The organism is Actinomadura geliboluensis (assembly GCF_043197915.1).
GTDB classification, from domain to species: domain Bacteria; phylum Actinomycetota; class Actinomycetes; order Streptosporangiales; family Streptosporangiaceae; genus Spirillospora; species Spirillospora geliboluensis.
In genome coordinates this window covers 207,960-219,289 of sequence record NZ_JBICUA010000012.1, presented here as the reverse complement: position 1 = coordinate 219,289, position 11,330 = coordinate 207,960, and the positions used below count along the sequence as shown (strand labels likewise).

The 11,330-nt window shown below is 74.3% G+C and carries 9 protein-coding genes; 4 read left to right on the top strand and 5 right to left on the bottom strand.

Annotated elements, in window-relative coordinates; genetic code table 11:
* Positions 1-97 precede the first annotated feature (97 nt).
* Genes ACGFI1_RS34415 through ACGFI1_RS34405 form a run of 3 tightly spaced genes read right to left on the bottom strand, consistent with a single transcriptional unit; the run spans position 98 to position 3,231 of the window.
* Positions 98-970 carry a carbohydrate ABC transporter permease gene (locus tag ACGFI1_RS34415; protein ID WP_392791412.1) on the bottom strand — a complete coding sequence of 291 codons (873 nt, stop codon included), beginning with the start codon at positions 968-970 and terminating at the stop codon, positions 98-100.
* Positions 963-1,964, bottom strand: a complete 1,002-nt coding sequence (locus ACGFI1_RS34410) for a carbohydrate ABC transporter permease (protein WP_392791409.1) — start codon at positions 1,962-1,964, stop codon at positions 963-965. The genes ACGFI1_RS34415 and ACGFI1_RS34410 overlap by 8 nt, the downstream gene beginning before the upstream one ends.
* A 4-nt stretch (positions 1,965-1,968) precedes the next feature.
* Positions 1,969-3,231: an ABC transporter substrate-binding protein gene (locus ACGFI1_RS34405; RefSeq protein ID WP_392791406.1), complete on the bottom strand. Its 1,263-nt coding sequence runs from the start codon at positions 3,229-3,231 to the stop codon at positions 1,969-1,971.
* A gap of 264 nt (positions 3,232-3,495) precedes the next feature.
* On the opposite strand from ACGFI1_RS34405, the gene ACGFI1_RS34400 reads away from it, so the two are divergent.
* The 3 genes from ACGFI1_RS34400 (at position 3,496) to ACGFI1_RS34390 (ending at position 7,003) form a co-directional block, all read left to right on the top strand.
* Positions 3,496-4,692, top strand: a complete 1,197-nt coding sequence (locus ACGFI1_RS34400) for an ROK family transcriptional regulator (RefSeq protein WP_364553572.1) — start codon at positions 3,496-3,498, stop codon at positions 4,690-4,692.
* 67 nt (positions 4,693-4,759) lie between these two features.
* Positions 4,760-5,350 carry a TetR family transcriptional regulator gene (locus tag ACGFI1_RS34395; protein WP_138633951.1) on the top strand — a complete coding sequence of 197 codons (591 nt, stop codon included), beginning with the start codon at positions 4,760-4,762 and terminating at the stop codon, positions 5,348-5,350.
* Positions 5,351-5,494: 144 nt separating this feature from the next.
* Complete coding sequence (locus ACGFI1_RS34390; protein ID WP_392791402.1) at positions 5,495-7,003, top strand: RtcB family protein; 1,509 nt, start codon at positions 5,495-5,497, stop codon at positions 7,001-7,003.
* 10 nt (positions 7,004-7,013) lie between these two features.
* Here the strand turns inward: ACGFI1_RS34390 and ACGFI1_RS34385 are convergent, their stop codons facing one another.
* The gene (locus ACGFI1_RS34385; RefSeq protein ID WP_392791400.1) at positions 7,014-8,447 is read right to left on the bottom strand and encodes an aldehyde dehydrogenase family protein; all 1,434 of its coding nucleotides are present in this window, start codon (positions 8,445-8,447) and stop codon (positions 7,014-7,016) included.
* Between the two features lie 134 nt (positions 8,448-8,581).
* Between ACGFI1_RS34385 and ACGFI1_RS34380 the strand changes: the two genes are divergently transcribed.
* Positions 8,582-9,763 carry an acyl-CoA dehydrogenase family protein gene (locus ACGFI1_RS34380; RefSeq protein ID WP_364553569.1) on the top strand — a complete coding sequence of 394 codons (1,182 nt, stop codon included), beginning with the start codon at positions 8,582-8,584 and terminating at the stop codon, positions 9,761-9,763.
* 23 nt (positions 9,764-9,786) lie between these two features.
* Here the strand turns inward: ACGFI1_RS34380 and ACGFI1_RS34375 are convergent, their stop codons facing one another.
* Positions 9,787-11,250, bottom strand: a complete 1,464-nt coding sequence (locus ACGFI1_RS34375; protein WP_392791398.1) for a class I adenylate-forming enzyme family protein — start codon at positions 11,248-11,250, stop codon at positions 9,787-9,789.
* Positions 11,251-11,330 lie beyond the last annotated feature (80 nt).

Below are 11,330 nucleotides of genomic sequence, written 5' to 3'. Positions count from 1 at the left end.
CATTTGACGGAGCTCATTTGACGGAGCTCATTTGACGGAGCTCATTTGACGGAGCTCATTTGACGGAGCTCATTTGACGGAGCTCATTTGACGGAGCTCATTTGACGGAGCCGGCGGTCAGGCCGGCCACCAGGAAGCGCTGGAGCAGCAGGAACCCGGCGACGACGGGGGCGCTCACCACGAGGGAGGCGGCCATCACCTGGTTCCAGTAGACCTCGTGCTGGGTGGAGTAGCCCTGCAGCCCGACGGCCAGCGTCCGGGTCTGGTCGTTGGTCATGACGGAGGCGAACAGCACCTCGCCCCACGCGGTCATGAAGGCGTAGACGGTCACCGCGACGATGCCCGGCAGCGCCGCCGGGACGATCACCCGCAGCAGCGCGCCCAGCGGCCCGCAGCCGTCCACCCGGGCCGCCTCGTCCAGCTCGTGCGGGATCGAGGCGAAGTAGCCGGCCAGCATCCAGATCGAGAACGGCAGCGAGAACGTCAGGTAGGTCAGGATCAGCGCGCCCCGGCTGCCGTACAGCGCGACGCCGGTCGCGTTCCCGGCGTTGACGAAGATCAGGAACAGCGGCAGCAGGAACAGGATGCCGGGGAACATCTGCGTGGACAGCACCGTCACGGTGAACACCCGGCGCCCCGCGAACCGGTACCGGCTCACCGCGTACGCCGCGCCGACCGCGATCACGACCGACGCGACCGTGGCGCCGCCCGCGACGATCACGCTGTTGACGAAGTAGCGGGCCAGCGGGACGGTCGACCACATGTCGACGTAGGGGCGGACCGTCGGCTCCGACGGGATCCAGCGGAACGCTCCCTGGACGTCCTGCAGCGGTTTCAGCGACGAGCTGACCATCGCGTAGACGGGCACGAGGGTGAACACCGCCAGCAGCGTCAGCACGATGCGGCGCGTCCACACGAACGACGCCGGCGGGTCGGCCGGCCCTCTGCGGGACGGGCGCGGTTCAGCCATGCGCGGGTCTCCGTCTCGACGTGGCGAGCAGGTACGCCGCCGTGACCACCAGCAGGAACAGCAGGAGCAGCACCGACATCGCCGAGCCGGTGCCGAAGTTCCAGGTGACGAACGACGCGTGGTAGATGTGCACCGAGATCAGGTCGCCGCCGTCGGGCGCCGCCCTGCCGAACAGGACGAACGGCGTGTTGAAGTCGTTGAACGTCCACAGGAACAGCACCAGCACGAGCACCTGGTTGACGGGCCGCAGCGCCGGCAGCGTGATGTGCCGGATCTGCCGCCACACGCCCGCGCCGTCCAGCGCGGACGCCTCGTACAGGTCGCGGGGGATGTTCTGCAGCCCGGCCATGAGCACCAGGAACGCGAACGGCCACGACCGCCACACGATGACGGTGACCAGCGCCCAGAAGCTGTTGTCGCCGATCAGCCAGAACGGCCGGTCCCCGCCGGTCAGGTGGAGCTGGTCGGTGAGGACGTGGTTGACCAGGCCGGTGTCGCGCTGGAACATGAACGCCCACGTCATCACCGCGGTGTAGACGGGCAGCGCGTACGGGACGAGGAAGACCGCGCGCAGCGGCCCGCGGCCGCGGAACCGGTCCTGCATCAGGATCGCGGCGGCGGTGCCGAGCAGCCAGGACAGCCCGACCGCCAGCACCGTGACGGCGACCGTGACGAGGAAGGAGCGCAGCAGGCCCGCCCCGATGGCGCCGTCCACGTCGACCGCGACCCGGTAGTTGCCGAGGCCCGCGCCGGGGGCCCTGGACCATTCGCGGACGTAGAAGAGCGTCAGCTCCCGGAAGCTCATCCAGATCCCGACGGCGATCGGCACCAGGTGCACGATCAGCTCGGCGGCGATCGCGGGTGCGAGCAGCAGGTAGGGCAGCGCCTTGGGCGGGAGCCGCGGCCGCCGCCGGCCCGGCCGGGCCGCGCCGGGCCCGGGCCGGGGCCGCTCGGCGCCGCCCGTCCGGGCGGCCGAGGCGTTCGCGGTGGCCATCCGCCTACTTGCCCATCTGTTCCTGGGCGGCGGCGAGCGCGTCGCGCACCCGCTCCTCCGTGACGGGCTTGCCGGCGGCGGCGTCGGCGAACAGGTCCTTCATCGCGGTGCCGACGGCCGTCTCGAACTGGCTCTCCTCGGGGACCTGCGGCAGCGGCGCGGCGCCGGTGGCGAGGATCTGCTTGAAGACCTTCAGGTCGGGGGTGTCGAACGCCGGGTCGTTCTGCGCGGCGGTGACGGCGGGAAGGGACCCGTACGCCTTGTTGAGGACCTTCTGCTCGGCGTCGCCGGTCATGAACTTCACGAACTTCAGCGCGCCGTCCCTGTTGCCGGTGTTCTTGAAGACCGCGATGTTGATGCCGGCGACCATCGAGGTGACGTCCCTGCCGCCGGGCGGCGCCGGGGACGGTGCGGGCAGCGGGACGACGCCCCAGTCGCCGGGCTTCATGCCGAGGTTGGTGAGGCCGCTGGTGGTGGCCTGCCACATGAGCATCGCGGCCTTGCCGGTGGCGAAGTCGTTGATCGACTGGTTGGCGGAGTACTCCGCGTTGCCGGGTGCGGCGATCTTGTCCGCGGCGATGAGGTCGATGTAGGACTTGACCGCCTTCACCGCCTGCGGGGTGGCGAACTGCGGCTTGCCGTCGGGGGTGAAGAAGTCGGCCCCGTACATCTGGCCGATGTTGAACGCGGCGTGGACGTTCTCGGGGATGCTGGCGCCCTCGACGGCGATGCCGTGCTTCCCGCCCTTGGTGAGCCTGCGGCCGGCGTCGACCATCTCCTGCCAGGTCCTCGGCGGCTGGAGGTTCGCGTCCGCGAACATCTTCTTGTTGTAGTAGAGGCCGTAGGCGAGCGAGTAGAGCGGCACGGCGGCCGGGGGCCTGCCCTTGGCGCCGGTGGAGGCGAGCGCGGCGGGCACGAACCGGCCGGCGCCGCCGACCTCGGCCATCGCCGCGCCGTCGAACGGCAGCAGCCCGCCGGTGGCCTGGAGCGAGGCCGACCAGGTGTTGCCGATGTTGAGGACGTCCGGCCCCTGGCCGGAGGTGGTGGCGGCGAGGATGCGGTTGAGCAGGTCGCTCCAGGGGACGACCTCCAGCTTGACCTTGATGCCGGTCTGCCGCTCGAACTTCGCGAGCTCGGGGGCCAGCACCTTCTGGTCGGCGGCGATGTCGGCGCCCTGGTTGCTGGCCCAGTAGGTCAGCGTCTTCGGGTCGCCGTTCCCGCCGCCGGACGCGGTGCCGCCGCCGCAGGCCGCCGCGGCGGCGAGCACCAGTCCTGCCGTGAGGACGGCCCCTGCACGTCCTGCGAACGCTGCCCGTCCTGCGAATCTGGCCCGTCCTGGGAATGCGGCCCGTCCTGCGAGTGGGGTATGGCGCATCGGCTCGGCCTTCCGGTCCGGAGTGAGGGGGATCACTCGGAGAGTTAGATCACACCTTATTTCACGACGTGATCTAAGCAGTGACATAATTACCGGGTCAAGACCTGAGAACCGGGGGGACGCGGCCGCGCGGCGGCCGCGGGAGAAGGGGGCCCGATGCCGGAACGGCGCCGGAGGACCGTGCGCGACCTGCGCCGCACCAACCGGTCGGTGCTGCTGCGGCGGCTGTACTTCGACGGCCCGCTCAGCCGCCAGGACCTGGCCCGCGAGACCGGGCTCAGCCCCGCCTCGGTCAGCAACGTCGTCACCGAGCTGATCGAGGCCGGGCTCGTCGTGGAGGCGGGCAGCGTGGAGTCCGACGGGGGCCGCCCGCGGGTGCTGCTGAAGACGGCGGCCGGTTACGGCCACCTCGTCGGGGTGGACGTCGGCGAGACGCGGGTGATGGTCGAGCTGTTCGACCTGGAGCTGACCCAGCTCGCCAAGGCCGACCTGCCGCTCGGCGACGGCGGCCACGACGAGCGCGCCGTCGTCCGGCACATCCTGGACGGGCTGCCCGCCGTCATCGAGGGCGCGTCGGTCGACCCGGCGTCCATCATCGGCGTCGGCGTGGGCGTGCCCGGCGTGATCGAACACGGCCCGGAGGCGGTCGTGCACTGCCAGACGATCGGGTGGGAGGCCGTGCCGCTGGAGCGGATGCTGCGCGCCGGCACCGACCTGCCGCTGTTCATCGACAACGGCGCCACCTCCCTCGGCCAGGCCGAGATGTGGTTCGGCGCGGGCCGCGGCCACCGCAACGCCGTCGTCGCCCTGATCGGCTCCGGCGTCGGCGCCGCCGTGATGATCGACGGCTCGCCGTACCGGGGCGCGGCCGGCAGCGCGGGCGAGTGGGGGCACACGACGCTGCGGGTCGGCGGCGCGCGGTGCCGGTGCGGGTCGCGCGGCTGCCTGGAGTCCTATGTCGGCGCGACCGCGCTGCTGGAGCGCTACCGGGCCGCGGGCGGCGCCGCCGGGACCGACGAGGAGGCGGCCCTCGCCGCGCTGCTCGCCGACCCGTCGCAGGCCGCCGCCGGGCTGCGCGCGGAGGTCGCCGAGTACCTGGGCGCCGGCATCGCCGACCTGGTCAACCTGTTCAGCCCCGAGAAGATCATCATCGGCGGCTGGGCGGGGCTGCTGATCGGCGGCCGGATGCTGGACCGGATCGTCGAGGCCACCGCCGCGTACGCGCTGCGGCAGCCGTTCGCGCAGACCGCGGTGGAGCTGTGCCACCTCGGCCCCGAGGCGGTCGCGGTCGGCGCGGCGACCCTCCCCCTCGCCCACCTCCTGGACCGCGGGGGCGCCCCGGCGGACGCCTGAATGGCCGGGCCGCCGGGCGGCGCGCGATAATGGGGACCCGACCAGCACCCGGAGGAACGACGACACCATGGGCACCGCCGGACGCCCCGTGCGCGAGTCCCTGCTCGACGCCGCCGCCGAGCTGCTGGTCGAGCGCGGCTACCGGGCCGTCCGCATGCGGGACGTCGCCGCGGCCGCCGGGGTGAGCCGGCAGACCGTCTACAACGAGTTCGGCGACAAGTGGGGGCTGGCCCAGGCGGTCGTGGTCCGCGACAACGAGCGCTACCTCGACGGCGTCGACGCGGCGCTGTCCGAGCACGACGACGTGTACTCCGCGGTGGTCGCCGCCGTGATGTACACGCTGGAGACCTCGGCGGACGACCAGCTGAAGAAGGCGGTGCTGACCGGCGCGGGCGGCGACGAGATGCTGCCGCTGCTCACCACGCAGGCCGAGCCGGTGCTGTTCGCCGCCAGCGCCCGCATCGCCGACCACGCGCTGCGGCACTGGCCGCATCTGGACCGCGACGCGCTCACCGAGGTCGCCGACGCGGCGGTGCGGCTGACGATGAGCCACATCATGCTGCCGTCCGGCCCGCCGGAGGAGTTCGCGCACTTCGTGGCCCGGCTGGTGGCCCGCTACCTGTCCGTCCCCGCGAAAACCGGTGGCCCGGACGCCTGACCCCGCGCTACCGTCGGTCTCTCCTCGCGGCTGCTGAACCCGAGGACGAGCGGCCCCGCCCGCTCCCCCGCCGTCGCGCCCTCCGCGCGGACGGCTCCTTCCCGCGCGCCGTCGCGCGCTCCCAGCAGCCCTGAAGGATTCACCGTGTCCGCACGTCAAGACCCCCGTCTCGCCCGCACCGGCGAGAACTGGCTCACCCTCCCCAACCCGCAAGGCGTCCCCGTCGAGATCTGCGCCGGGGCCGGAGTGCCGCTCGAACCCGCCGCCGTCACCGAGGCGCTGGCCCTGTTGGAGACCGCCGGGACGCTCGAGCGGCTCGCCGAGGCCACCCCCGGCTACACCGGGCCGGAGCCGCGCATCACCCGCGCCGCCCTCACGCCCGACTTCCACAAGGGCGCCGGGATACCGATCGGGACCGTCCTGGAGACCGAGCACGCGCTGCTGCCGCAGGCGGTCGGCAGCGACGTCAACTGCGGCATGCGGCTGGAGGTCACCGCGCTGCGTGCCGGCCGCGTCCGGGCCCGGCTGGACGCGCTGGAGCGGCGGCTGCGGCACCTGTTCTTCGAGGGCGGCCGCCGGATCGCGCTCACTCCCGTCCAGCGCGAGGCGCTGCTGCGCGACGGCCTGCCCGGCCTGCTGCTCACGGGCGCCGCCCCGTGGCGGGGCTTCCGGCCCGAGGACGCCGACGACGCCCTGGACCGCGCGCACGCGTGCGCGCACCCGGCCGCGACGGCCGCCGCGTTCGCCGACTGGATCGGCAGCGCGGGCGGCGCGAGCCACGACAGCGTCATCGGCGGGATCGGCGGCGGCAACCACTTCGCCGAACTGCAGTACGTGGCCGAGGTGCACGACCCCGCCGCCGCGCACGCCTGGGGCCTCTCCCCCGGAACGGTCGTCACGATGGTGCACAGCGGCTCGCTGTCGCTCGGCCACCAGGCCAACGCCACCGCCCTGGACGCGCTGCGCGCCGGGTGGCCGGCCGGGCTGCCCCGGCCCCGCAACGGCGTCCTGCCCTTCCTGCTGGACGAGCGGTCCGAGCCCGCCCGCCGCCGGTACCTGGACGCGTTCGGCAACGCCGCCAACTTCGCGGCCGGCAACCGGTACTTCCTGTCGCTGGCGATGCGCGCGGGCCTGGCGGCCGAGTGCGGGGACCCGGACGCCCGGCCGCTGTACGACGCGCCCCACAACCTGTTCTGGCGGGACGGCGACCGGTTCGTGCACCGCAAGGGCGCCACCCCGGCGGGCGGCCACGCCGAGATGGCCGGCGGACCCTATGCGATGTGGGGCGAACCGGTCATCGTGCCGGGGTCGATGGGGGCGTCCAGCTTCGTCCTGCGCGGGCACGGGAACCCGCGCACGCTGGCCAGCGCGTGCCACGGCGCCGGGCGCCGGGTCCCGCGCGGCGCGTCGGCGCGGGGCGGCGACGCCGAGCTCGACGCGTTCCTGCGCGAGTTCCGGGTCGTGACGCCGCTGGACCACCGCGACCCGGTGACGGCGCGCAGGCGCGACGTCATGGCGGCGTGGCGGCGCGACCTGAAGCAGGAGGCGCCGTGGGCCTACAAGGACATCGGCCCGGTCGTGTCGAGCCTGGCGGGCGGCGGCGTCGCGACGCCGGTCGCGGAGCTGCGGCCGCTGCTGACCGTCAAGGGCTGAGGGAGGGGCGTCAGGGGACGTCGGTCTGGACGTGGACGGCCTTCACCTTCGTCATCTCGTCCAGCAGCTCGGGGCCGTAGCCGAAGCCGCGGCCGCTGCCGAGGCGCGGTTCGGCGGCGCCGCCCGGGGCGCCGCCGAACACGGCGTTGATCTTCACCGTGCCGACGTTCAGGGTGCGCCAGGCGGCCTGCGCGTGCGCCATGTCCCGGGTGAGGACGGTCGCGGCGAGGCCGTGCCGGGAGCGGCGCGCCGCGTCGAGGGCGTGGTCGAAGGAGGCCACGGTGCGGACCGGCGCGACCGGCCCGAACACCTCCTCCGCCATGATCGCCATGTGGTCGGCGCAGCCGGCGAGGACCGTCGCGGGGTAGAACGCGCCGGGGCCGTCCGGGATCCGCGCGCTGGTCAGGGCGCGCGCGCCGTCCGCGATCGCCTTCTCGACCTGCTGGTGGACGTGGGTGCGGTGCCGCTCGTCGACGAGCGGCCCGAGCTCGGTGGTCACGTCGGCGCCCGGCCCCATCCGCAGGCCGCGGGCCCGCTCGGCGAGGGCCTCCAGGAAGGGGTCCGCCACGGCCTCGTGGACGTAGACCCGCTCGACGGACGTGCAGATCTGGCCGGCGTTGGCGAAGCAGCCGAGGGCGGCCTGGCCGGCGGCCCACCCGGGGTCGACGTCGCGGTCCACGATCAGCGGGTCGCAGCCGCCGTTCTCCAGCAGGGTGCGGGCGCCGGTGCGCAGGGCCAGTTCGGCGACGCGGCGGCCGGCGGCGGTGGAGCCGACGTGCGCGACGACGTCGGTGTCCGGGTGGCCGGCGAGGGCCTCGCCCGTCGCGCCGTCGCCGGTCACCATGTTGAGGACGCCGTCGGGCAGGCACGCGTCGAGCAGCTCGGCGAGCATCGCGCCGGTGTGCGGGGTCCGCTCGGAGGGCTTGTGGACGACGGTGTTGCCGGTGGCCAGCGCGGCGCCGATCAGGCCGCAGGCGATGGCGACCGGGTCGTTCCACGGGGTGATCACGGCGGCGACGCCGCGCGGCTCGCGGACCAGGAAGTCGGCGGCCCGCCAGCCGCCCTGGAGGCTGCGGCCGCCGTGCAGGGGGCCGAGCTCGGCGTACTGGCGCAGCGTCCCGATGCCGGCCTCGACACCGCCGAGCGCGTCGCCGGACGGCTTGCCCATCTCGGCGGTCACGAGCGCGGCCAGCTCGTCCATCCGCTCCTCGACCGCCCGCGCGGCGGCGTGCAGGGCCGCGCCCCGGTCGGCGGCCGGGGTGGCGGCCCAGCCGGGCGCGGCGTCGCAGGCCGCCGCGACGGCCGCGGCCACGTCCGCCGGGGTGGACACGGCCACCACGCCGAGCGGCTCGCCGGTCGCCGGGTCGGTCATCGTGAACGCGTCCTGCCCGGTGCCCTGGCTCCACCGTCCGCCGGCCAGCATCCACCTGTCGCGCGGCCGCATGGGCGCCCCCTCCCGAGTCGGTGTCCGTCGGTTCGCCTACCCGGTGCGGCGCGCTTCAATGACCGCACCCCCGCGTCAGTGACCACTTACTTAAATCGGCTACCGTGGTGCGGACGCGAATTGAGGGAGGCGCGGTGGACTTCGACCTGCCGGAGAGCGCGGCCGCGGTGCGCGAGGGCGTGCTGGCGATCGCCGGGAAGTACGACCAGGACTACTGGGGCCGCTGCGACGCGGACAAGCGCTGGCCGGAGGAGGTCTGGCGGGAGCTGGTGGCGGGCGGCTGGCACGCGCTGGCGATCCCCGAGGAGTACGGCGGCGGGGGCCAGGGGCTGCTGGAGCTGGCCGTCGCCCTGGAGGCGCTGGCCGAGGGCGGCGCGGGCGGCGCCGCGTCCTTCATGTACCTGCTGACGCCCGCGTTCGGCGGGCTGACGATCAACCGGCACGGGACCGAGGCGCAGAAGCGCGAGCTCCTGCCGAAGATCGCCGCCGGGGAGATCGAGACCTGCTTCGCCATCACCGAGCCGGACGCGGGCAGCAACGCGATCAACATCACCACCCAGGCCCGCCGCGACGGCGACCACTTCGTGGTGAGCGGCCAGAAGATCTGGATCTCCGGCGTCGAGCGCGCCGACTTCCTCGTCCTGGTCACCCGGACGATCCCGGCCGCCGAGGCCCGGCCGCGCACCTCCGGGTTCACCGTCCTGCTGGTGGACGTCAAGCAGGCCGTCGCCGACGGCACGCTCACCTACCAGCCGATCCCCAAGCTCGGCACCAACACCGTCGCGTCCAGCATGGTGTTCCTGGACGAGGTCCGCGTCCCGGCCGAGCGCGTCCTCGGCGAGCCCGACCAGGGGTTCCTCGTGCTGTGGGACATCCTCAACCCCGAGCGCATCCTCGCCGCGGCGGGCGGCGTCGGGTCCGGGGGGCTGGTGCTGAGGCTCGCCTGCGAGTACGCGACCGACCGGGCCCCGTTCGGCAAACCGATCGGCACCAACCAGGCCATCGCGTTCCCGCTCGCCAAGGCCAAGGCGCAGCTGGAGCTGGCGCGGCTGATGACCTACAAGGCCGCCTGGCTGTGGGACCGCGGCCGGCCCTGCGGCTCGGAGGCCAACATCGCCAAGCTGACCGCGGCGGACGCGGCCTGGCAGGCGGCCGACCGCGCCTTCCAGACCTACGGCGGGATGGCGTACTCGATGGAGTACCCGATCGCCCGGATGTTCCGCGACGCCCGCATCGCCAAGAACATCCCGGTCGCGGAGGAGCTCGTCCTCGCCCACATCGCGCAGCACGAGCTGGGCCTGCCCAAGTCGTACTAGGCCGCGGCCGCACTGGCCCGCGCCTACCCGCCTGACTCGGGGAGCCGGACGGACGTGCCCGGGTCGTGCGCGGCGCGCAGCTCGCGCTTGGGCACCTTGCCCGAGTGGTTGCGCGGGATCGCCGCGACCAGCTCGTACCAGCGGGGGCGCTTGAACGCGCCGAGCCGGGCCCGGCAGTGCGCGTCCAGCTCCGCCGGCGTGGTGCCTCCGCGCACCACGACCACGGCCTTGACCGCCTCGCCCCAGCGCCGGTCCGGGACGCCGATCACCGCGGCGTCCCGGACGCCGGGGTGCTCGGCGAGGACGCGCTCGACCTCCGCGCAGTACACGTTCTCGCCGCCGCTCTTGACCATGTCCTTGGCGCGGTCGATGAAGTGCAGGCGGCCGTCGGCGTCGAGCCGCATGAGGTCGCCCGTGCGCAGCCAGCCGTCCGGCGGGACGCCCGGGTGCCCGGCGTATCCGGCCATCAGGCTCGCGCCGCGCAGCAGCAGCTCTCCGACCTCGCCGGGGCCGTCCACGCCGTCCAGGGCGAGGTCGAACGCGGGCAGCGGGCGGCCGACCGTGCCGGGGGCGGCCAGCTCGTCCTCCAGCGTGGACACCGCCACGAAGTTCCCGGCCTCGGTCGAGCCGTACACGCCGCGGTAGCCGAGGCCGCGCAGCCGCTCCAGCGTCGCGGGACGCTCGGTCGCGGCCATGCCGAAGACCAGGCGGAGCGTCCCCGGCGCGGCGGCGGGATGGCGCAGCGCCCGCCCGGTGCCGGTGGGGAAGACCGCGACGGTCACGCCGTGCTCGGCGATGAGCGGCCACAGCGCCTCCGGAGACGCGCCGGACGGCAGCACGACCGTCCCGCCCGCGGCCAGCTGGCCGAGCACGGCGCCGTACCCGGCGACGTGGAACAGCGGCAGCGCGCCGAGCAGCCGGTCGTCGCCGGTCAGGCCGAACGCCTGCACCGCGTTCGCCGCGGCGGCGACCCAGCCCCGGCTGGTCAGCAGGCAGCCCTTCGGATGCCCGGTGGTGCCCGAGGTGTAGAGCTGGACGACCGGCGCGTCCGGGCCGGGGCGGGGCGGGTCGTGCGGCGGCGCCTCGTCCAGGGCCCGGTCGAGGGCCGGGCCGATCGTCCAGTGGTCGAGGTCGAGGAGGCCGGACGCGGCGGCCAGGGTCTCCAGCGCCGGGTGGACGACCGCGTGCCGCGCCCCCGCGTCCTCGACCTGGTACCGGATCTCGGCGGGGCTCAGCCGCACGTTCAGCGGGACCACCGCGGCGCCGATCAGCGACGCGCCGAACGCGGCCTCGACCGCCTCCGGCGCGTTGACGGTCAGCAGCGCGACGCGGCCGCCGGGCCCCACTCCCCCGCCGGCCAGCAGCCCGGCCCAGCACCGCGCGCGCCGGTGCAGCTCGCGGTAGGTGCGGCGGCGGCCGTCCCAGGCGAACGCCGTGCGGTCCGGCCAGAGCGCGGCGCCGCGGTGCGCGAGGTCCCCGAGCAGCATGCGCCTGATCATTCCGAATCGGATTCGGCACGGTCAAGGTGTTGCCCGGGTCACAGCGGCCGGGCCAGCATGAGGGTCCG

Bases quoted from the DNA above. Each gene is read 5' to 3' on its own strand.
- ACGFI1_RS34415 (WP_392791412.1), bottom strand. From the start codon at position 970: ATGGCTGAACCGCGCCCGTCCCGCAGAGGGCCGGCCGACCCGCCGGCG.
- ACGFI1_RS34410 (WP_392791409.1), bottom strand. From the start codon at position 1,964: ATGGCCACCGCGAACGCCTCGGCCGCCCGGACGGGCGGCGCCGAGCGG.
- ACGFI1_RS34400 (WP_364553572.1), top strand. From the start codon at position 3,496: ATGCCGGAACGGCGCCGGAGGACCGTGCGCGACCTGCGCCGCACCAAC.
- ACGFI1_RS34395 (WP_138633951.1), top strand. From the start codon at position 4,760: ATGGGCACCGCCGGACGCCCCGTGCGCGAGTCCCTGCTCGACGCCGCC.
- ACGFI1_RS34385 (WP_392791400.1), bottom strand. From the start codon at position 8,447: ATGCGGCCGCGCGACAGGTGGATGCTGGCCGGCGGACGGTGGAGCCAG.
- ACGFI1_RS34375 (WP_392791398.1), bottom strand. From the start codon at position 11,250: ATGCTGCTCGGGGACCTCGCGCACCGCGGCGCCGCGCTCTGGCCGGAC.